Annotated in this window: 13 protein-coding genes; 3 read left to right on the forward strand and 10 right to left on the reverse strand. The window is 67.0% G+C overall.

Translation table 11 applies throughout. The annotated features are described in order from the left end of the window. Positions 1-129 precede the first annotated feature (129 nt). Positions 130-750 carry a helix-turn-helix domain-containing protein gene (locus tag A3M1_RS0123225; RefSeq protein WP_018391387.1) on the forward strand — a complete coding sequence of 207 codons (621 nt, stop codon included), beginning with the start codon at positions 130-132 and terminating at the stop codon, positions 748-750. 31 nt (positions 751-781) lie between these two features. Here the strand turns inward: A3M1_RS0123225 and A3M1_RS0123230 are convergent, their stop codons facing one another. Together A3M1_RS0123230 and A3M1_RS0123235 are read right to left on the reverse strand one after the other, a co-directional pair. After that, the gene (locus tag A3M1_RS0123230; RefSeq protein ID WP_018391388.1) at positions 782-1,582 is read right to left on the reverse strand and encodes a SapC family protein; all 801 of its coding nucleotides are present in this window, start codon (positions 1,580-1,582) and stop codon (positions 782-784) included. A gap of 94 nt (positions 1,583-1,676) precedes the next feature. Then, positions 1,677-2,237, reverse strand: coding sequence for an invasion associated locus B family protein (locus A3M1_RS0123235; RefSeq protein WP_026221473.1), 561 nt, complete (start codon positions 2,235-2,237; stop codon positions 1,677-1,679). 217 nt (positions 2,238-2,454) lie between these two features. On the opposite strand from A3M1_RS0123235, the gene A3M1_RS26595 reads away from it, so the two are divergent. Further along, on the forward strand, positions 2,455-2,904 hold the full coding sequence (locus tag A3M1_RS26595; RefSeq protein ID WP_156029563.1) for a hypothetical protein: 450 nt from the start codon (positions 2,455-2,457) through the stop codon (positions 2,902-2,904). A 95-nt stretch (positions 2,905-2,999) separates the two neighbouring features. Continuing rightward, on the forward strand, positions 3,000-4,814 hold the full coding sequence (locus A3M1_RS0123245; RefSeq protein WP_018391391.1) for a GSCFA domain-containing protein: 1,815 nt from the start codon (positions 3,000-3,002) through the stop codon (positions 4,812-4,814). 38 nt (positions 4,815-4,852) lie between these two features. Here A3M1_RS0123245 and A3M1_RS0123250 read toward each other — a convergent pair whose 3' ends face one another. The 8 genes from A3M1_RS0123250 to A3M1_RS26600 all read right to left on the reverse strand — a co-directional run bounded on the left by A3M1_RS0123250 (position 4,853) and on the right by A3M1_RS26600 (position 22,309). Continuing rightward, complete coding sequence (locus A3M1_RS0123250) at positions 4,853-5,131, reverse strand: hypothetical protein (RefSeq protein WP_018391392.1); 279 nt, start codon at positions 5,129-5,131, stop codon at positions 4,853-4,855. Positions 5,132-5,134: 3 nt separating this feature from the next. After that, positions 5,135-6,421 (reverse strand): hypothetical protein, encoded by a 1,287-nt coding sequence (locus tag A3M1_RS0123255; RefSeq protein WP_018963941.1) that lies wholly within the window; start codon positions 6,419-6,421, stop codon positions 5,135-5,137. 11 nt (positions 6,422-6,432) lie between these two features. After that, positions 6,433-7,953 (reverse strand): tripartite tricarboxylate transporter permease, encoded by a 1,521-nt coding sequence (locus A3M1_RS0123260; protein WP_018391394.1) that lies wholly within the window; start codon positions 7,951-7,953, stop codon positions 6,433-6,435. Between the two features lie 13 nt (positions 7,954-7,966). Beyond that, entirely contained in the window at positions 7,967-8,470 is a 504-nt protein-coding gene (locus A3M1_RS0123265) for a tripartite tricarboxylate transporter TctB family protein (RefSeq protein WP_018391395.1), read from the reverse strand. Between the two features lie 142 nt (positions 8,471-8,612). After that, positions 8,613-9,626, reverse strand: coding sequence for a tripartite tricarboxylate transporter substrate binding protein (locus tag A3M1_RS0123270; RefSeq protein ID WP_018391396.1), 1,014 nt, complete (start codon positions 9,624-9,626; stop codon positions 8,613-8,615). An 825-nt stretch (positions 9,627-10,451) separates the two neighbouring features. Continuing rightward, positions 10,452-11,696, reverse strand: a complete 1,245-nt coding sequence (locus A3M1_RS26995; protein ID WP_018391397.1) for an autotransporter domain-containing protein — start codon at positions 11,694-11,696, stop codon at positions 10,452-10,454. Beyond that, a complete protein-coding gene (locus tag A3M1_RS27000) occupies positions 11,632-14,295 on the reverse strand; it encodes a beta strand repeat-containing protein (RefSeq protein ID WP_371258791.1) in 2,664 nt (887 codons plus the stop codon). The genes A3M1_RS26995 and A3M1_RS27000 overlap by 65 nt, the downstream gene beginning before the upstream one ends. Then, positions 14,180-22,309 (reverse strand): autotransporter-associated beta strand repeat-containing protein, encoded by an 8,130-nt coding sequence (locus A3M1_RS26600; RefSeq protein WP_245261842.1) that lies wholly within the window; start codon positions 22,307-22,309, stop codon positions 14,180-14,182. Before A3M1_RS26600 ends, A3M1_RS27000 begins: the two co-directional genes overlap by 116 nt. Positions 22,310-22,543 lie beyond the last annotated feature (234 nt).

The raw sequence follows: 22,543 nt of genomic DNA on the forward strand, positions 1-22,543 counted from the left end.
CAGCTTAATCCGGCCGCGCGGGGCGCGCATGCGCTTTCCGCACCCTTTCCGCAGCCTTTTTCGCCAGGCTTGCGCCGGGGTGCCCGGGCGACCTAAATACAGGCCGCATAAAGCCAAACAGGAGACGGCATGTCGGGCCGGACGCGCAGCCTCGATCGCGGCGACATGGATGCCGGGGCGCAGGCGATCACCGGCCAGCTCGGCCGCACCATCCAGCGCCTGCGCAAGGCCTATAACCTCTCGCTGTCCGAGCTTTCCGAGCAGTCCGGCGTCGCCAAGTCGATCATCAGCCAGATCGAGCGCAACGAAACCAACCCGACGCTTGCCACCGTCTGGCGGCTGTCGCAGGCGCTCGACATGTCGATCGACCGCTTCATGGCCGCCACCGACGACGAGCCTTTCGTCGAGCACCTCACCCGTGCCGACACGCCGATCCTGCTGTCCGAGGACGGCAAGTGCCGCCTCACCATCACCGGCTGGATCAAGACGGTGGAATGGCTGCAATGGTTCGACTTCGTCGCCGGGCCGGGCGGCGAGCTGATCTCCGACGGCCACCAGCGCGGCTCGGTGGAATGCCTGTCCGTGCTGGCCGGCGAGCTTCAGGTGGAGTGCGGCGACGTGATCGAGACCGCCCGCGCCGGCGAGACGCTGCGCTACCGCTGCGACCGCCGCCACGTCATCCGCAACCTCACCGGAGAGCCGGCCCACGCCACCATGGTCTGCCTGCTCAAGGCCGCCGTGCTCGACTGAACGCCAGCGGGAAAGGCGCCGGTCCGGCCCTTCAGTTGGCGGCCTGAGTGCGGGTCTTCGCGGCTTCGGCGGCGAGGGCGCGCCAGCGCTGCTGCGAGGCGAGGTGGAGGACGATGAGGTCGAGCCAGCCCTTGGCGTGGAACTCGGCCAGCACCGGGCCGGGCAGCGCCCGGAAGGCGGCATCGTCGACCAGCTGGAAGCCCTGCACCACGGCGCGGCCGGCATCTTCATAATTGACCTGCGCCGTGCGCGCCGCCAGCAGGCCGTTGGCCTTCAGCGCCTGGGCGAAGGCGCGCGTGCGTTCATGGTCGGCGGCATAGGCCTCGCACAGCGCGATGGCCGCCTGCCCGGCCGGCGTGGGGCCGCCTTTGGCGTCGAACAGCAGCTCGGCCTCCTCGTCCCCGGCGGCGAGGCGGTCACTGGCGAGGCGATCACTTGCGAGGTCTGCACCGAGCAGCGTCGCGCCGCCCTCGGCCACCGTCATGCCGATGAAGGGATAGCGCCTGGCATAGCCGGGGATATAGCAGCCCGCCCGCCACTGGCCGTCGGCCTCCACGAACAGGTTCTGCCCGGCGGCGAGGCCCGTCACCGCCAGCGGCATGGCGGCTTCATCGCTGGCGAAGACGAGGGGATAGTCGCGCCCGGCCAACGCGAACTCGCCCGCCACGACCGGGATCGCCGTCGCGCCGGCGGCGAAGCCGAACGCCGGTCCGCGCCGGAGGCCGAGCCGGGCATGGTCCTGGAAGCGCAGCAGGCCCGGCGCGCGGTAGAACAGCGGCAGGGAAGCGGCAGGGACGGGAGAGGTGGCTGAAGCGGTTTCGGTCGGGTTCATCACGGCAGGTACCTTTCGCGGAGCGGGGCGGACGGCGGGCCTTGGAGGCGCGCGGTCCGCTCCGCGTGAAGAGACAGGCGGATCGGCGCGCGGCCTACGGCTTGAGGCTGGCGTCGAGGGCTGCGGTGAAGCCCTTGAAGGAGAGCGGCAGCGTCACCGGGCGGCGGGCGCCGTCCTCGAAGGAGAAGCTGCCGCCCTCGGTGGCGGCCTTCAGCGCCTGTACCGTGGCCGCGTCCAGCTCGGCTTCGGCGAAGCAGCCCTGCGGGCAGCGGGTGAAGGCGAGCTGGACCGGCTTGGCCTTCTCACCGAGCTGCACCTTCACCCCGGCCGGCAGCCAGACCCCGGCGGGCAGCTGCACCACCAGCCGCAGCGGCGCCTTGGCATCGGCCCGGCCGACCGCGACGCTGGCGATCAGCCCCTGACCCTGCGCCTGGATGTTCTGCACGACTTCGCAGATCCGCCCAGTGTCGCCCGCCACGCAGCGCACCACCCAGTCCTGATAGGTGGCGGTGGTGAGGCCGGGCCGCGCCGCGGCACCCGCCGCCGGCGCCGGCGCGGCCGGCTGCTGCGCCAAAGCGGAGCCGGCGAGGCTGAGGCAGGACAGGCCGAGGCCCGCCAGGAGCGCCGCCAGCTTGAGGAAACGATGCGTCATCATACAACTCGGTCAGGTGTGGGGCGGGTAGGCGAAATCGGGTGCAGGGTCGGGGTCGAGACCGGGGCGACCGAAAGGGCGATAGCGAGCGCCGGAACCAGGGCCGAACTCAGCAGGAGCCTCCGCCGCAAGGGGCGCGACGATGGCATGAAGGAGGTGGCGTCGACATGCTTGCGAGATGCTGCCCTGTTCATCTTGGCGTCAGTTACGGCGCTTAAGCATGTTCTGTTTCACCACGCCGCCGAGAGGCAGTGGTTCGATGGGCGCGCCGCGTGTTCGCGCAGAAATCGGTGACCGCCCGCCGCAGCGGCTCGCGCGCGCCAACAATCCCGACGTTTTCACCCTGCATTCATCGCACCCGGCCCTGTCGCGCCTCTTTGGCGCACTCTTCATCTCAGCATGTGCGGGGATCGGGCAGCCACGCTATCCAGATTGCGCAGGCAACATCCAAATTACGAAACGACAGCCGTCAAAATCTCGTTTGTTGTATTTCTGCAACCCAAGGAACAGGGACGGCGTCACGACGGGTCGCTACAGGCTGCGGGCCCGTCGCAGCGCCTTCATCGGCAAGGCGCGCTTTCGCCCAAGTGAATCAACGCCCATCAGGGGAAGCGGGTTCCATCAGATTGTCTGTGACCCCGTCAGCCGCTACAGTGAAATGAAAGGCTGAGGTCGCAGCGCCTTGCAGGGCAGTGGGTAGCAAAAGCGGATCTGTTGCCGATTGATTCCGGTGCCGGGTGACCTGTTGGGAGAGCAAGACCAAGCATGAATGATCCGTCGAGCGCTTCCGGCGCCACGCCCCGGGATTTCTCGCTGCGCGCCAGCGATGTTGCGACCAGCAAGTATGCGACCGCCCTTTCAGGTCGTGAAATCACGCTCCCCATTAAGAAAATACTGGGCCGTGACGATGTGATCTTCACGATGGGAAGCTGCTTCTCGGAGGAAATCCGGAAGGCTCTTGGGGCGGAAGGCTTCACCTGTGCACCCCGATACAGCCGCATCAATTTTGATCGCGACCGCATGGTCATCGATACGCTTCCGGAACGGGAGCACATGAACTTCTACAACACCTTCACCATCCTTCAGCAATTGGAGCAGATCACCGGCGCGTGGAACCAGGACCGCGACGATTACTGGGTCGCTCCGAAGGTGTCGGCGAAGGTGGTCGGCTGGACGGAAAGGCCGCTTTTCCAAGATCCCTACAAGCGGCTCGTCTTCGGCAAGACAGTCGAGGACCTGCATGCGGCGGTGGATCTCGTCAACGCGGAGATGCGCGCCTCATTCGATGAGGCCACAGCCTTCGTGTTCACTTTCGGGATGGCGGAGGTCTTCCGCAACAAGCGCAACGGCAAGATCGTCGGCCAGAAGCCGAATTATGGTGGCGGTGCCGGCTTGGACGAGACAGAGTATCATCAGAGCGATTTCAGCGAGAACCTGGACAATCTCCGCTCGATCGTCCGGCTGATCCGGTCGCGCAAGCCCGACGCTCCCATTTTCCTGTCCGTGTCGCCGGTGCCCCTTGAGCGCACCTTCGGCCCGTCCGACATCATCACCGCGAACTGCGAGGGCAAGGCGATCCTGCGCGCCGCAGCGGGTCAGGTGGTTCGCGAGTTCGATGGATTGTACTATGTGCCGTCCTTCGAGCTTGTGACCCTGGCGGGGCTGGACGGCTTCCGCGAAGACGGCCGGCACGTCCGCCCCAAGGTTGTGGAGCAGATCGTCGCTGGCTTCTCCGATGCCTATCTGGCGGGGGATGAGCGGGAAAGCGCCCGAGACACCGTCGCCGTATCTGCGAGGGAGAAAAGCGCCTACCAGCACTTCGGTGACACGCCGAGATGGCCGATCGCCAATCGCGATCGGCCCGAGGTCCGCTACGACATCGACGCCGACTTCCACGTGCTTTACGACAAGGCGCTGGCCGCGACGCAGATGAAAGAGCGCTTCATGCGCAGGCAGCGGCATTTCCTGATCGCCAAGCTGCTGCCACAGATTCGGGACGTTCCCGGCGATATGGCCGAGGTCGGCTGTTTCAGGGGCCTGTCGGCCTATCTGGCCGCGAGCATCGCGGTGAAAGGCGGCGTGAGGCGGGACTTCCACATCTTCGACTCATTCGAAGGGTTGTCGCCGTCCGCCACCGAAGACGCGACGGTCTTCGCCCCCGCCTCCCCGAAGGAGGGCAATCTCTTTGCCTGTTCGGAAGACCAGGTGCGGGCCAATCTGAAGCCATTTCCCTTCATTCGATACTACAAGGGCTGGGTACCGACGCGCTTTCATGAGGTCGATGACCGGAAGTTCGCCTACGTCCATGTCGACGTGGATCTGTTCGAACCGACCCGCGATTGTCTGGAATTCTTCTGGCCGCGCCTGTCGCCCGGAGGGATCTTGGTTCTGGACGACCATGGGACGGTCTTCTTCCCCGGCGCGCGGCAGGCGGCGGAAGCTTTTTTCCGGGGCCGCAGGGATGTGGTGGTGGTCGAAACGCCGGCGGGCGGCGCGGCTGCCATCAAAGTTGGGGACGTTATCCAAGGTGAGGCAGTCAGCGGCTCGATCTTCGGCGCGCTGAGGAGCCTCTGGAAATAGGCACCGGCCGGTCTTTGCCAGGTGTCGGTCGTCTTCGTTCAGAACCTCGATGCCCCAGGCCCAGCCTCGCCGTCGCGCGCGACGGCGAGGCTGGCGACCAGACGCGCACCATCCATGGCTCGGCCAATGCGCTCCAGCGTCCGCCAGTCCAGCGCCCCGCTCAGCTGCCCGAAGTAAACCTCCCAACCGCGCGGCGATACCGGCTCGCCGCTCATCTGCTCCTCGATCCGGCGGGCGAGCCAGACCAGTTCCTCCGGGGCGATGGCGGGTTCGTCGGCGGGCTCCTCGGCGGGATCGTCGAAGCAATCAGTGCACATGGCTCAGCCCTCGAAGGCCAGCAGATCAAGGCCACGGTCACGATCGAGCAGGGCAACGATGCCGCGCGGGTCGATGTCGACATCGTTGCTCTGCGGCGCCACGTGGCCGGGCGCGGGCGCAGGCACGAAATGGCCGATTTCCCGGGGCTCCTCGGGCGAAGCGAGGTCTATCACCCGCAGCCCGCCGGCGAACCAGCTGGCGAAGACCAGGCTGCCGACCTGACGCTCCTGGAACTGGTGCGCGCCAAAGCGCCCGCCCGCCTTTGCATAGGGCGAGGCGCTCTCGGCGACATGAAACGTGGAGATCGGCGTCAGCGCCGCCGGATCGCTGGCGTCCATCACCCAGAGGAAGGCGTGCGGCTGGCCGGGCGTGTGGTCGTGCTCCTCGTCGATCATCAGCGCGAGCGCGCGGCCGGCGATCGGCGCGGCGAGGCGGAACAGCGTGTGGGTCGGCTCCGGGAAGGGCGGGTGGTAATTATAGCTGCCCAGCGTGCGCGGGCGGGCAATGTCCGAGACATCGATGGTCCAGGCGCCGGCATACCAGCAGCCGGCCCACAGAATGTCTCCCACCCGCAGTGCATGGTGCAGCCGGTGACGCTGGCCGCTCCAGACAGGCGTTTCGCCCGCCGCGACATGCTGGCCGGGCAGATGCCAGCGCGAGACCTCGCGCGGCCGGGTCGGCTCGGCAAGGTCGTAGATGACGAGGATGTTGCCGACGTAACCTTCCATCTCAGTGGAGATGTAGGCAAAGCGCTCGTCCATGTCGAAACGGTGCACGCCGATGCCGCCGGTCTTCACATAGGCGAGCTCGCGCGGATGGGCGGGGTCGGCGATGTCCCATACCCGGAAGCCGCCGGCCCCGTAGCCGCGCGCGAGACCCGCGCGCAGCTCGGCGACATCGCCGGGCGCGACGCCAAGCGCAGCGGCGAGTTCGGCTTCCGAGGGCTCCCGACCCAGGCGCGCCATGAGCTCCACCCCGGCTGAGGCCAGCCGCTCGCCCTTGCGGTAGAAATGCCGGCGGTGCCGCTCGACATTGGTGATCATCAGATCGCCCGCCACCTTCACCTTGTGGGTGTGGGAAAACGGATCGGGCGGGGCGAGCTGCGCGACGATGCGCGGCCGCGCAGGGTCGCGAATGTCGAGGATGGTGGTGCCGTCGGGCGGCGACATATGACCGATGAAGGCGTGGCCGTCCTTGATCGTGACCTCGCCGCCACCCGGCAGATCGAGCCGGGCCAGCGGGCGCAAATTGGCGCTAACGATTGGCCCCGGCGTCGCTTGCATCGTCATGAGCGGCCTCTTCACACAATGGCGGCGCGTGCGGCGGCGCGGCGGCGCCGCCACTGCACGATGGAGGGGATGGCGAGCGAGAAGGCCAGCGCGGCCCAGAGGATGTTGCCCACGGGCGAGGAGAAGAACACCCAGGGATCGTTGCCGCTGATGCGCAGTGCCCGCATCACATTCGCCTCCAGCATCGGGCCGAGGATCACGCCGATCAGCAGCGCCACCACATTGTATCCGGACCGGCGGCAGAGATAGCCGATGGCGCCGAACAGCAGCGTCAGCCACAGGTCGAACATGTAGGCGCGCGGGGCGAAGGCGCCCACCAGGGTGAAGGCAATGATGATCGGCGCCAGTACCGGGGTCGGGATCATCACCAGCTTGGACACCCAGCGGGTCAGCGGCAAAGTGGTGAACAGCATCACCGCATAGGCGACCAGCATGGTGATGAACACGCCATAGCCGAGGCCCGGATTCTGGATGAACAGGCGCGGCCCCAGTTGCACGCCGTGATAGGTCATCACGATCAGCATCACCGCCGCCGTGGTGCCGCCCGGCACGCCGATGACCAGCAGCGGGATCAGGTCGCCGGAGGCGCAGCCATTATTGGCCGATTCCGGCGCGATCACGCCTTCCGGGATGCCGGTGCCGTATTTCTCCGGCGTCTTTGAAAACAGCCGCGACTGCTGATAGGCGACGAAAGCGGCGATGGAGGCGCCGGCGCCGGGCACGATGCCGATGATGAGGCCGATGATGCCGGTCCAGATCATGTGCCAGGTGCGCTGGAACGACATGACCACGCCCTCCCAGGTCTCCTTCCAGCCCGACCGCTTCATCATCTGCATGCCGGCCTCGCTGAGGACGGAGCTCTGCTCCATCATGATCAGCGCCTCGGAAATGGCGAACACGCCGATGAGCACCGCGATCAGCGGCACGCCGTCATAGAGTTCGATGAAGCCGAAGGTTCCGCGCGGCGTGGAATAGATGTGGTCGGCGCCGATGGCCCCGATCAGGAGGCCGAGAAAGCCCGCGATCAGGCCTTTCAGCATGTTGTCGGAGGCGACCGAGGCGATCAGCGTGATGCCGAACAGCAGGATCACGACCATCTCGACGCTGTGCATGTAATAGGCGAGCCGGGCGATATAGGGCAGCAGGAAAATCGACATCAGCGCCGTAACCATGCCGCCCACGGTGGAGGCGACGAAGGAAAGCACCAGCGCCTGCTGGCCAAGCCCCTTGCGGGCCATGGGATAGCCGTCGAGGCACGTGGCCGCCGAGCCGCCATTGCCGGGAATGTTGAGCAGGATCGAGGTGATGCCGCCGCCCATATGCGAGGCGACGAAGAGCGAGACCATGAAGATCATCGCCACGTCGACATCCACCGCCAAGGTGAAGGGCAGCAGCATGATGATGGTATTGGCCGAGCCGAAGCCCGGCATCGCCCCGATGATGATGCCGATGGTCGTGGCAATGATGATCAGCCAGAGATAGCTGAAATTGAGCAGGAACTGGTCGGCGAGCAGGCTGAAGCTGATGTTCATGGCGGGGTTCCCCTCACAGGCCGGTCAGTGCCGTGACGAGGCGCTCGAACGGGCCGGTCGGGAACGCGGTGCGCAGGATCAGGATGAAAAGTATGTAGCCGCCGAGCGCCAGCGCGCCGGCCGTGAGCGCCGCGTTCTTCCGGCTCATGCGCTGCAGCCAGAGGAAGGCGAAGAACAGGAACAGGAAGGTGGAAAGCGTGAAGCCGGCGAAGGGAATGATCGCCACCGAAGTCACGGTCAGGCCGAAGAGCGCGCCACGAACGAGGGCGAGATGATGGCTTTCCCAAAGGCTGCGCCATTCCACATAGTGCGTGCCGCGGACCAGCCCGACGACGGTGCGCAGGGCGAAGATGAGGATCAGCAGGAACAGCATAACGGCGCAGAACACGCCGGAGACCTTGGCTTCCCAGGCGAGGTCGTTGATCGAGTAGAGGTAATAGGCGGCGAAGGCGGCGCCCAAAGCCGGAATGATCCAGTCGGGTCCTGTCGCGACCTTGGCCTTGCGCTCATCGTTCATGGCGGTGTCCTACGCGGTCAAGCGGTGAAGGCCCGGTCCCGCCGGGCAGGACGCCGCCGGTTGCGGCGGCTGCGGCGCGCGGAACCGCGTCGGCCTAAGGCCGGTACAACGCGCGGGGGCGTGCCGAGGAAAAGACGCGCTCTCAACCCTTGGAAGCGGTGAGCAGCGGACGGAAACGCTCGGCCAGTTCGACGAACTCCGCCGCTGATTTCCGGCAGGAGGCGGCATCGCCATACTGGATGAACTCCCAGGGCGTGCCAGCCTTCTCGGCCACCACCTTGTAGTCGGGGTCGGCGAAGACCTGCTGGAAGGTGTCGGAGAGCTTCTTCACGCGGTCCGGATAGGCCTCCACCGCCTTGGTGTGGATAGCGATGGCGCGCTGTCCCGACATTGGCGGGATCTTGGTGCCGAGTGCCTGGTTTACGGGCGGGGCGTTGCCGGTCAGTTCGGGGGCGCGGTTGGTGTCGTTGAACACGGTGAGGAAGCGCGCCTGTTCGCCGAGCCCGAGCGAGGAGGAGAGGAAGGTGGCGCAGCCATCAACCTCGCCGGTGATCGCCGCCGAACGGGCCGGCCCGCCACCACCATAGGGGATCATCCGCACCTTCATGCCGGTGGCCTCGGCCAGCGCCAAAGCGCCGATAGTCGAGGGATGCGGCAGGCGGCTGGTGGAAAGGGTGATTTCCCGCTTCTTGCCTTCCTCGACCATGTCGCCGATGGTCTTGAACTTGCTGTCGCCCGCTACCCAGATCACCGAATCGTCGACATCCATGCTACCGATATAGGTAAAATCCTCAGGATATTTGTATTTTACCTTCTGGGTGGCGTACATGATCATCTCCGGCCCGATATTTCCGAAGAGGATATTGTAGGCGTCCGGCTCCCTTTTGGAGACGAACACCTCGTACCCCACCTGACCCGAGGCGCCTGGGAAGTAGGAATACTCGAAATTGGCACCGAGATATTTGCTCCAGATGCGATTGAAGGCGCGCGCCGCCTGATCGACACCGCCGCCCTCGCCGGTCGGAATCAGCACCTGCATCGTCTTGTTGGGGAAACCATCGGCCGCCTCCGCGCGCATGAAACCGCGCAGCATCGGGATGGCGAAGGCGCCGGCGCCCGCAAGCAGGATTTGGCGACGATTGAGCATGTTGAACATCGACTTCCTCCCAAAGGCGCGTTGACGCACCATTCTTCGCGCCAGACCATGAGCCCGGTCGCCGGATCATTCTGACCCTATTTTCATTTGGTTATATATTGGTTGGAAGGTGAGTCAAGATTTCGGCCTCTCTCGAGCTCTGCTATCTGCATTTTTGAAAGTTATGAAGGTGGCAACATGAGGATCCTCCAGCCGCCGACGGGTTTCCTAATCCAGACCTCGGCAACCAATTATATATTGGTTGCCGAGGTCTGGAGTCGTTGCCGATCGACCCGATCCGCGCCGATCGGATAACGGGATCACCCATGGAATTAGAGACGCTTTGGCGATCAGATCGGCTCAACCCAAGCGGGTCGCGCTGTCGCTGTCTTATCCGCAAACGGAATTCCCGGGGGTACTCAGTTCCCCTGATCGCAGCCTTGCAGGTTGCGAGGACACGCTCTGACCTCGCCCATTTTGAGCGGTCAATGATTGGCCGCTCTCCCAACGGAGATAGTGGGTGCGTGGGGCATAGTGGCGTCCGGACACAGGCAGCGCAGGCCCCGTCCATGGCCGTCGCCGAATAATCGCCGCGTGCATGCGGGATAGGCCGGCGGGGATGATGGTCAGCGTCGATGCGTGTCGTGCGCCGGACAAAGCCGGGTCCCGCATGGGCGGCCTTCGGTCAGGCCGGCGCGCGCCTTCCTGACCGAATGACGGCACGGCTCCGCGTGGTTGTAAGCCTGCGGGGGGAGGACGACCCGTCATCGCGAGATGACGGGTCGTGGCGCGTTCTTTCGGAAGGGACACTCCAATTGGAGTGTCGGGCAGAGCCGCGCGGTTGGCTTAGAACTTCAAGGAGAACTGCGCGCTGAAGGTGTTCTGGTTGGTCTGGTCGGCGAGCTGGCCGGCATAGTTGAGCTGCAGCTCGGCGCTGTCGGACAATTGGTAGCCCAGCCCGAGCCCGACCAGCGCCACATCCGCGGCGATCGGCACGCCCTGGATGGTGAAGGAGGTGGCACCGCCAGTGGCGAACAGCATGTCGGCGGTTGAGGTCGTGTCGCCAAAGGCGTGCTGCCAGCCCAAAGTCGCGCTGGTGGTGAGAGCACGGCCTGCCACGGTGAAGCTGGTGGCGGCACGAACGCCCAGCGTGGAGTAGAACGTGCCCTGCGAGGCCCCATCAACCGACAGCGCCGAGGCGAGCGTGCCGCTCTCGGTGAAGCTGTCGCCGGAGATGTGGACATAGGCGAGCCCGGCAAAGGGCTCGAAGGCATAGGCCCCCACCGACAGGTCGTAGCCGACCTCGCCGAACAGCTGGGTGGTGCCCAGCATGTAGTCGGCATCCTGGGCGCCGTAATAGCCCGGGAACACCACCGAGCGCGACACCGAGATGTCGTGCCAGGTGTAGGAGGCGCCGCCGCGCAAAGCGAGCGCGTCGAACTGCGCACCGGCATAGAGGCCGATGTCGTAATTATTCATCGTGCCCTGCGAGGAGCGGCCATCAATGTCGAACGAGGTCCGGCTGTAGCCGCCGACGAGGCCGACCCGCAATTGGTCGAGCACCGCGACATCGATGCCGCCGAACACGCCGCCCACCGTGGTGTTGACCGAGGCGGCATTGCCATTGCCCGAGATATCGCCCCAGCCGCCGAAGCCTTCCGCCCACAGCGTCGGGGTGAAGCCCTGCGCCAGCTGGGCCGTGGCCGGCCCCGCCGCCTTGGCGGCATAGGACAGCGCGCCGGCGGACGGGGCGGTGAGCGATTGGCGCAGCCGGCTGCCGACCGCGTCGCGCAGATAGATCGACTGCTGCTGGATCACCGTCTGCGCCGAGGCATAGGCCTCGCCCGAAAGCTGGTCCAGCGCCGGCGCAACCGCCGATTCCGGCAGCGCGAAGATCGCCTCATAGACGGCGTTGCCCGTGCCCAGCGCCTGCGCCGATACCGCCACGTTCGCCTGGTTCGGCGTGTGGGCATAGTCGACGAAGTTGAACCCGTTATAGACCAGCGTCAGATAGACGTTCTGCGCGTCATAGGTCAGTTCCGGCGCCAGGAAGGCGAAGTCCGACGTGACCGAGCCGAAGGTGCCAGTCACCGTGCTTGTGGTGGACAGAATGGTGATCGTGCTCGTCGAGGGGTAGCGCCCCGAAGTCGCCAGCACCTCGACGCTCGCGTCCGAGGACAGCGTCACCGCGCCCGGTGGCGGTGATCAGGTCGTGCCCATCCGCCACGGTCACGTCCACCTGGTAGACCGCGCCGGCATTGAACGTGACGGGTCCGTTCACGGTCAGCGTGCCGGGCGAATAGCCCGGCCCGACAATGCCGCCCTCATTGACGATCAGCCCGCCAATGCTCGCCGTGCCGCCGAGCACGCCGCCCTCATTGACGGTGAAGGTCGAGGCGGTGCTCGACCCGGAGGCGAGTTGCACCGTGCTCTCATCCACCGTCACCGCCCCGGTATAGGGCGCGGAGAACAGCACCGTGCCGCCGCCGGTGAAGGTCACTTCGCCGCTGCCGGTGATCGCCCCGGTGAAGGCGTAGGTGTCGGAGCGGTTGAACACCAGGCTGGCATTGTTGACCACGTCGCCGGCAATGGAGCCGGTGGTGCCGCCATCGCCGATCTGCAGCGTGCCGGCCGAGATGGTCGTCACCCCGGCATAGGTGTTGGTCCCGGTCAGGATCAGCAGGCCGTCGCCGGTCTTGGTCAGCCCCGCCGTGCCCGAGATCACCCCCGACAGCGTCAGCCCCTGCGCGGAATCCACCTCGATCGTGCCCGCGCTCGAGCTCGGCCGGGCCAGCGGGTTGGGCACGCCCAGCACCACCGCCCCGCCATAGCTGAAGCTGCTGCTGGCGCGCAGCGTGCCATAGGTACCCACGATGAGGCCGCCGCTGCCCAGCGCGCTGGCCGCGTCCACCCGCAGCGTGCCGGCCTCGATGGTGATGCCGCCGGTGGAGGTGTTGACCCCCGTCAGATACAGCGTGCCCTCGCCCGCCTGCACCAGCGCGCCGCTGCCGGAGATCGCCCCCGCCATCGTCGCGTCGTCGTCGCGGTCGAACGCCAGCACGGCGTTATTGACCACATCGCCGAGGATCGACCCCGTGCTGCCGCCATCGCCGATCTGCAGCGTGCCGCCTGAGATGGTGGTGCCGCCGGTGTAGGTGTTGGTGCCGGTCAGGACCAGCGTGCCGTAATCGGCCTTCTCCAGCCCGTTCGTGCCGGTGAGAACCGAGGCGATGGTGGCCACGCTCGACGCCCCGGCCTCGGTGCCGTCGCCGACCCGGACCACCGGCGCCTCGCCGGCGAGCAGGAGATCGCCGCCGCTCACCACATAGCCGGTCTCGACGAATTGCAGGCCGGTCGCCGACACCTGGCCATCGGTATTGTCCACCGTTACCGTACCGGGCGAGCCCTGGAACACCGCAAACGCGCCGTTCCAGCCCTGCGGAATGGTGCCGCTGGCATTGATCCAGTTGGTCTGCGACCCCGCCGTCCACGTCCCGGTGCCGCCGAGCACGGTCTGCGTCGCCGTCGTGTTGGCGCCGTTCCAGAACAGGATCGGCGTGTCGACGCCTTCCACCAGCAGGTTCACCTGGTTGGCGATCGAGGTCTGGACCCCGCCCAGCAGCCCGCCGGTGAGCGGGCTCACCTCCATGCCATTGTCGGTCAGCGCGCCGGTATAGTTGATGATGCGGTAGACGCCGACGCCGAAGCCGGCCGTCTGCGTCACCTTCAGCGTGCCGTCCAGCGTCACGTCGCCATTGACCGTGAACACCGTGTCCTCCGAGGGCGCGCCCAGGCTCACGCTCACAGTGGCCGCCGCGGCCAGGTCGAGCCCGCCCATGGTCAGGCCCGCTCCCGGCCCACCCGCCAGCGTGCCGCCATCGAGCACATGCACCGTCTTGGCGATGCTGCCGGTGCCCGACAGCGTGGCGAGGTTCTGCACATAGACGTCGCCATCCAGGCTGCCGGTCACCGCGAGGCCGCCGCCCGACACCGTGGTGTCGCCCGTATAGGTGTTGTCCCCGGCCAGCGTCAGCGTGCCGGTGCCCGACTTGGTCAGCCCGCCCGTGCCGCTGATCACCCCGGCAAAGCTGGTGCTGCTGTTGTCGCCGCCGGTGGCGAGGTTCGCCCCCTCGAGGACCAGCGCGCCGGAACCGGCGATCGAGCCGACCGTCTCGGTGGCGCCGCTCGGGCGCAGGATCAGCTGCGCCCCCATGGCCACGCTCACCGCGCTGGCGTCGCCAAGCGCCTGCCCGCCCTCGGCGATGAGGATGCCCTCGTCGACCTTTGTCGCGCCGCTGGCGCTGTTGCTGCCGCTGATGATGAGCGTGCCGGTGCCGGTCTTGGCCAGGTCGCCGAGGCCGGTGATCGCCCCGGTCAGGGTCAGCGTCTTGCTGTCGTCCACCTCGAACGTGCCGCCGCCGACGCCGGCCGCCGGCGTGAGCGAGACCGCGCTGGCAAAGGTGAAGCTGTCGCTCGCCTGCAGCGTGCCGCCGCCCTCAAGCGCCAGCGGCCCGCTGCCCAGCGCCCCCGCCGCGGAGACCTGGACCGTGCCGCCTGAAATGGTGGTGCCGCCGCTATGGGTGCTCGTGCCGGTCAGCGTCAGCGTGCCCGCGCCGGTCTTGCTGAGGCAGCCCGTGCCCGAGACCGCGCCCGAGAAGGTCGAGCTGGTGCCGTCGCCGCCGGTGATCAGGCAATAGGCGCCGAGGGCGACATCGCCCCCGCCGGCCAGCGAGCCCACCGTCTCGTTCGCGTCGGTCAGGGTCAGCGCCGCCCCGCTGGCCACCGTCAGCCGCGCCGTGTTCGACAGCGAGGTGCCCCCTCACATCCCGATGCGCTGCGCGCCAGCGCGGTGGGCCGTCCAGCGAGAGCTCGCCGCCTCGCCCATCGCCGGTGCCCGACTTGGTCAGCGCCCCCGTCCCGCCAATGCCGCCGGTCAGCGTCAGCGTCTTGCTGTCGTCCACAGTGAACGTGCCGCCGCCCAGCCCCTCGACCGGGCTCAGCGTGACCGCGCCGCCATAGAGGAAGCTCTCGCTCGCCCGCAGCGCGCCCGCCCCTTCCAGCGCCAGCCCGCCCGTGCCCAGCGCGCTCGCCGCCGTGACCTGCACCGCGCCGGCCTTAACCGTCAGGCCGCCGCTGAAATTATTGGTGCCGCCCAGCAGCAGCGTGCCCGCGCCTTGCTTGGTCACGCTGCCGGTGCCCGAGAGGGCGCCGGAATAGGTGAGATCATCGGAGCGGTTGAACACCAGCGCCGCATTGTTCACCACATCGCCCTCGATCGCGCCGGTGGTGCCGCCATTGCCGATCTGCAGAATGCCCTGGGTGATGGTCGTGCCGCCGGTATAGGTGTTGGTGCCAGCCAGGATCAGCGTGCCGAGGTCGGTCTTCTCCAGACCGGTGCTGCCGGTGATCACCGAGCCGATGGTGGCGACATAGGCCGCCCCGGCCCCCGTGCCGTCGCCGACGCGGATCTGCGTCTGCCCGGAGGCCGCCGCCAGCGTCAGCGCGTCGCCGCTCACCTCATAGCCATCCACCATGAACTGCACGCCGGTCACCGCCACCGCGCCCGCCGTATCGTCGATCGTCACCTCGCCCGCCGTGCCCGAGAACACCGCGAAGCTCGCATCCCAGGCCCGCGCCTGGTTCGCCTTGAAGGTGGTCCAGTTGGTGTCGGTCGAGCTGGCGGTCCAGGTGCCGTCGCCGCCATGGATGGTGCCGTCCGGCGTGGTCTGGCTGCCGTTCCAGTACAGAATGCCGCCCTCGAACACTTCCAGGTTCACCTGGCCCTGCGCCTGCTGGATCTCATAGGCGTAGTGCAGCGGCGTCGTGCCCAGCACCAGCCCGTCATCCGAGGCCAGCGTCGTGTAGTCGATGATCCGGTAGACACCGAGCGCCATCGACCCGCCATCGGTCACGTTCAGCACGCCGTCCAGCGCCAGCGTCCCGGCCGAGAACACCGCATTGCCGGTGTTGGAGCCCAGCGTCACATCGATATTGGCGCTCGAAGCCAGCGTCAGCGCCGTCATCGAAAGCCCATAGGCCCCCGCCGTCGTCACCGGCGCCGCCGCCAGCGTGCCGCCATTCTCCACGCTCACCGCGCCGGCGATCGCCGCCCCGGACGTGCCCGACGTCTCGCCCTGCAGCGTTCCCCCGGACGTCACCGTGACATTGCTCGCCAGCGACACGCCGCTGAGGATCTCCAGCGTGCCCGCCTCCACCGTCGTGCCCGCGCCCGCGCTGTTGGCGCCCACAAGCGTCAGCTTGCCCCCGCCCTTCTGCACCAGCGCGCCCGTGCCGGTGATCGCCCCGGCCGCAACCACATCATCGGAGCGATTGAACGCCACCGTCGCGTTATTGGCGATCGCGCCCAGAACCGAACCCGTCACGCCGCCATTGCCGATCTCAAGCGTCCCCGCCGAAACCGTCGTCCCCCCCGTATAGCTGTTGGCCGCCGTAAGCGTCAGCGTGCCAAGGCCCGCTTTGGTGAGCCCGCCCGCACCACCGAGCACGCTCCCCACGCCAATGTCGAACCCGTTGCTGTCAAAGGTGACGCCGCCGGCATTGATGGTGACGGTAGTGTCCGCGAAACCGGTGAGGAAGGCGGCCTGGCTGGCCGAAGCCTTCACCACGCCGCCATTGAAGTTCACGGAGCCTTGGCCCGCGCCCTTGCTGATCTGCCCCGTGGTGAGGATGCCACGCGCGCCATCCGTGCCGTCCAGGTTGAGCGTACCGCCCCCCGTGGCGCCGTAGCCAAGCGTGACATGGGCGGCCGAGACGGCGCCGCCATCGGCGACATTCAGGGTGCCGGTGCCGTTCAACCCGATGAACAGGTCGAGGCTGCCCGTGCTCCAGCTGGAATCCGCGCCCGTGACTGTCGCCGTTCCGGTGGAGAGGGCATTGAGGCCGATATAGCCATTGCCGCTGCTCACCCCGCCACCCGCCGACACCGTCATCTGGCCGGATCCGGAGCCGCCGACGACGAAGTCGTTGCTGCTGGTCCACAGCGAATCCGCGCCCGTCACCGTGACGCTGCCATTGGCGCCGGTGCTGACGCCGATATAGGTAAAGCTGCTGGAGGCGGTGGCGCCGCTCTTGAGGGCAAGCGTTCCGCTCGACCCGCTATTGGTGCTGACATAGGCGTTGACGGTCGACACGTGGCCGGTGTCCTCGACCGTCAGCGTACCCGTACCGCTATAGCCGACATGGAGTTCGGCCGTATTGTCCCAGGTCGAGCCTTCGCCCGTCACCGTGGCGGTGCCGATGGCTCCGGCATTCACACCGATATAGCCGATACCTGTATTCACCCTGCCGCCGGCCGCCACGTTCAGCGTGCCGGTGCCGGACTGGCCGATGCCGAGTTCGGTGGTGGCCGTCCAAGTGGAACCCGCCCCCGTCACCGTCACGGTTCCGATTGCGCCCGCGCCGGCGCTGACAATGCCGGTCGCCCCCGTGAGGGTGCCGCCAGCCTCGACATTCACGGTGCCTGTGCCGCTATAGCCGACATTGATGGCGCTGGTACTGGTCCAGATCGAGTCCTTGCCCGTCACCGTGGCCGTGCCGTTCGATCCGGCGAGGACACCAACATAGCTGTTGGCGAAGCTCGCCTCAGCGCCGGCGGAAACCGTGAAGCTCGCCTGGCCGCCCTGGCCGACGCCAAGTTCGCCCGTCCCGATCCACGAGGCGTCGGCCCCGGTCACAACCACTGTGCCGGTCGTTCCCGAGCCATTGGCGATGTAGCCGGACGTATTCGCCAGCGTGCCGCTGCCCTCGATCGTCAGCGTGCCTCCGGTCATATAGACACCGGCGCTCAAGGTGTTGGTGCCGGTGAGCTTCAGCGTGCCGGCACTGACCGTAGTGACCCCCGCATAGCTGTTGCTGCCGGACAGCACCAGTGTGCCGAGGCCGGTCTTCTCCAACCCCACCGTGCCGGTGAGTGCGGAGGCGATGGTGGCGCTCATCTCGAAGGCGTCGGGCCCCTCGCCCACCAGGACAGTGGCCTCCGTGCTGCTGCCGAAGCCGACCAGTTCGATCGACCCGCCTGTGATCACATAGCCATCGACCAGGAACTCCATCGCCGCGACCTGCGGCGCCGTGGCCCCGCTCACCGTCACCGTGCCCTTGGTGCCGGCGAAGATGGCGAGCCCCGCCTGCGACCAGGCATCGGCCGTGGTGCCGGTCGCGTTGGTCCAGTTGGTGGTGGCGTTCGTCACGCTCCAGGTGCCGTCGCCGCCCTGCACGCTCGTGCCCGGAACGACGGTAGAGCCGTTCCACCACTGGCCCGCCGCCACGACCAGATTGACCTGGTTGGCGGTGGAGGTGCTGACAGCATAGAGCGAATGCGCCGGTGCCGTGCCGATCTCCAGGCCCGTCCCCGACAGGGTCCCGGCATAGTCGATGAGCCGGTAAGTACCGCTGGCGAAGCCGGTGCCGGCGGTGAGGTTCAGCTCGCCGTTCAGCGCGAGGTCGCCGGTCACGCCGATCGCCGCCGTCGTCGACCCGGGCGAGCCCAGCGTTACCGCGAAGATCGAGGTCGGTCCCGCGAAGGACAGATTGCCGCCGATGGACAGCGAGGTGGTGCCCGAGACGCCCGCCAGCCTGCCGCCCGCCGTGATCTCCACAATGCCGGAGACGGTGCCCTGGCTCGCCCCGCCCTGCAGTGTCGCGCCCGAACTCACCGAGACGCCCCCGGCCAGGCTGCCGCCGGAAAGCGCCAGCGTGCCGGCCGAGACCGTCGTCGTGCCGGTGTAGGTGTTCGCGCCCGTCAGCGTCAGCGTGCCAGTGCCCGTCTTGACGAGACTCAAGACGGAAGGCGCCACGCCATCCATCAGCGCACCGGAGAAGGTGGTGCTCGCATTGTTTCCGCCGGTGGTGAGCACATAGCCCCCTCCGGCGCCAATCACATTACCCGCGCCGGCGAGGGAACCGATGGTTTCAGAGCTCCGGAGGACCAATTCGGTACCGGCATCAATCGTCACCGCGACGCTGTCGGCGAGCGCCGACCCGTTCTGGAGGAACAGCTTGCCCGCAACAACATGGACGGGACCGGTGAACGTGTTGGTGCCGACGAGCCAAGCGGTGAGGCTACCGACCTTGGTCAGCCCGCCCGTGCCGGTGATGCTGCCGGCAAACGCTCCGCCGGTCGTGTCGGACCCGATCGTCAGAGTGTTGGCGTTGAGCTTCAACGTCCCGCCGTCACCGGTTAGACTGGCCAGCGCCTGCGAGCCGTCCACCAGCTCCAGCGTCGCCCCGGTGTACAGGTTGACCTCCGTCGTGCTCGCCAGCACCGAACCACCAGACAGAACCATCGTTCCGGCGGAAACGTCGACGATGCCGGTGAGGGATTTCGCCCCGCTCAGGATCAGCGTGCCCGCGCCGTCCTTCACCAGTCCCGCCGAGCCACTCAGGTCGGAGGCAATGGTAGCGGTAAAGCCGGCGGTCTCGGGCGTGGCGTCGCCCACCGTGATGACAGGCGTCTGCTCGTTGAAGGCAACGAGGGAAATCGCACCGCCCGTGATCGTGTAGCCGGAGGTGAGGAAGTGCATCCCGGCCACTTCGGGAGCGGTGGAGCCGCTGAGCGTGACGGTCCCCGCCGTCCCGGCGAAGATGGGGATGCTATCCTGGGTCCACACGCTGGCCGTGCTGCCGGTCGCGTTGGTCCAGTTCATGTCGGAGCCGGTCGCGGTCCAGGTGCCGTCGCCGCCCTGCACGCTTGAACCCGCGGTAACGGTCGAGCCATTCCACCACTGGGCGGCGGCGACCTGCAGGTTCACCTGGCCGGTGGTCGACGTGTCGACCACGTAGAGCGAATACTCCGGCGCCGTGCCGAGCACCAGGCCGGCCCCCGTCAGGTTCCCGGCATAGTCGATCAACCGGTAGGTGCCGCTCGCGAAACCCGCGTCCGCCGTCAGGTTCAAGGTGCCGTCGAGATATACGCTGCTCCCCACCGACAGGACCGCGGTCGTCGTGGGTGTACCGAGCGCGATATTGAACTTCGCGTGCCACGTTTGAAGCGAGCCACTCGCCGTGAGGGTTGCGCCGCTCGTGCCCGCGAAGGTGCCGCCGGACAAGAGGCCCAGATTGCCACCGACCGTGCCCGTTCCGGTCAGCGTCGCACCATTGGCGACCGCCACGGCGCCACCCAGGCTGCCCGTCAAAACAAGCGTACCGGCGCTCACCGTCGTTTGCCCGGTCAGCCCGTTCGTCCCCGTCAGCGTCAGCGTGCCCGCGCCCCGCTTCTCCAGCTTGCCGCTCCCAGAAATCACCCCGGAATAGGTCAGATCGTCCGACCGGTTGAAAATCAGTATGCCGCTATTGGTGATGTTGCCCACCAATGAACCGGTGCTCCCGCCGTCGCCGATCGACAGCGTGCCGCCTGACACAGTGGTGCCGCCCGTATAGGTGTTCGCGCCCGTCAGGATCAGAGTGCCGTCGCCGATCTTCTCCAGGCCGTCGCTGCCCGCGAGCGCGGAGGCGATGGTGGCAAGGGAGCCGGCGCCATCCACATCCACCGTCGGCGCCGCCGAGACATTCGCGAGGGTGAGCGCCGCGCCGGTGATCTCATAGCCGGAGGTCAGGAATGTGAGGCCCTTGGCCCCGACCGCGCCCGAGGAATCGTCGATGGTGACGATGCCGGCGGTGGCGGAGAAGATGGCGGTTTTGGTGGCATTGGAGGCGACATGGGTCGTGCCATCCGCATTGCTCCAGTTGAGCACGCCCGAACTCGCGGTCCATGTGCCGCCCCCGCCCACGAGCGGACCGCTGCCGGAGGTCGTGGTGCCGTTCCAGTAGAGGCCGCCCTCGGACAGGGTAAGGATCAGCATGTTTCCGAGGGAACGGGTTGTCGTGGATATGACCCCTTCCAGGCCCCCCGACACGGTTCCCACCGTCGGCAGAACAAAAGTGCCGCCCGCACCGGAGTATTCGATCAGATTATATGTCCCCTCCACCAGCGTGGTGCCGGTCAGGTTGATCGTCACTCCGGACTGGATGGTGAGGGCGCCACCCGAGGTGATCGCCGCATCCGCCCCGACACTGATGAGGCCGATATTGACTATCGCCCCCGTATTGAGAGTGAAGGTGTCTGTATTGATCGGCGTGGCACCACCCGAACCCGCGGCGCCCTGCTGCGCATTGACAATGCCCCCGCTCTGAACAAGCAGCAGGCCTTCGATCTTGGCGGTTCCATTGCTCGCGGTCGTCGCGTTCAGCGTGCCGCCGGATGCGACGGTGACGTCACCCTTCAGCCAGGTGCCGGTCCCCAGGGCAAGGATACCCTCCTTCACCGTCCAGTTGCTGGCCGGCCCCGACGAACCGGTCGTGCCGGTGAATTCCCATGTCGAGGTGCCGACCTTCTCGTAGGCGTTGAAATCAACAAAGGTCGAATTGATCAGCGTCAGGTCGAAGCTCTGATTGACCGTCCCGCCCAGCGCGAGCGTGGTGTTGGTTCCAGCATTCACGGCTCCGCCGACGAGGCCCCAATTGGACCAGAGCTCCAGCGCCGAGCCCACCGATGTCGTGTCAAAATAGACGCCGACACCATTGGTCGAAATGATATTGCCGTCATTTATGATCTTGTTTGAGGACCCGGTGACAAATACACCCGCGCCACCTCTGCCTTGAGGATCATCAAGCCCGGCTTCTACAAAACCATAGTTTGTTATTGTGTTTCCGGTGCCGCTGAGCAGAACGGCGTTGCCGCCGTAATCGACACCTATTTTTCCTGAAATAATGTCAGCACCGTAGATGCCCGCGAACTTCTGGTTGGTGATGGTGTTGCTGTCTCCCGACACAACAAGCCCGATGCCGCTTTTGCCCTGCCCGGTGCTGTACCAGTTCCCGCCATCGCCCCCTTGGAATGTGCCGGAATTGCTGACGATGGAGTCATTTCCGCTGATCAGCACGCCAGCACCGCCCGCGCCGGCAGAGCCGCTCATCTGGTTCACGTCGGACGATGAAACCGAGCCGCCGGTGCCACCCTTCGCGATGCCAGCATTGCTGAAGTCAATTCCGTCCGCGCTGAGAACGATGGCAGCGCCGCCGTCACCGCCCTTGCCCTGAAGGATGGAAATCGCGCCCAGGGCGAGCCCGTCCCCGCCAGCGTCGCCGCCGGCACCGCCCAAAACGTCGAAAGAACTGGCGTTGGTGACGGTAGCGGCGGCCGCGATGACGAGGCCCGAGCCACCGGTGCCGCCATTGCCGGTGATCACCGTGTAGCCGGTGAACGCGCCCGTCGCATTGATCGAGCCGCCGACGCCGCCAGTACCGCCCACCATGGCGTCGTCCAGATCATACTCTTCCACGGCAGTGATGATCACACCCGCGCCGCCACCGCCGCCGCTGCCGCCGGCCGCCCATGCCGCAGTCTGAGCCGGCTGTCCGCCCCCCCCAAAGGCGCCGCCCGCGCCTTCACCGCCCGCGCCGCCCGTCGACGTGTCGCTTCCGACCGACCCGCCAGTGCCGCCGCTGTTGGAGGTGATGCCGTTAGCCTGGCCCGATCCACCCGTTGAGCCGGCGACGCCGCCGGGCTGCACATCCCCGCCGGCGCCGCCGGCGCCGCCATACCAAAGATTGCCCGGGCCGGGATAGGCGATGAGCGCCGCACCCGCGCCGCCACCGCCACCGCCACCGCCGACACCGATGGTGCCCGAGATAACGCCCGCCTGCCCATCCCCGCCGGTCGCGCTCTGCGCCCGCGCGGGAGACGTCAAGACAGGGCCGGAAATGAGGGCCGAGGACACCAGTGCCGAGGTCAGAAGAAGATGCCGGCGCAAGCGGGGGGAGCCGCTGCGGGAGTCGGCGGCCGAAAGGGCCTGTCGGGGCTGCATCCGCGAATCTGCCTTCACGACCTGACCGACCTGCATGACACTCGCGCGCGGCGACATCTCATTGCCAAGCATTCTGAACCCGCCTCATTTCGGCGATCGCGTGGTGGTCCGCGCGTA

The sequence above is a fragment of the Ancylobacter sp. FA202 genome (assembly GCF_000380205.1).
Lineage (GTDB): Bacteria > Pseudomonadota > Alphaproteobacteria > Rhizobiales > Xanthobacteraceae > Ancylobacter.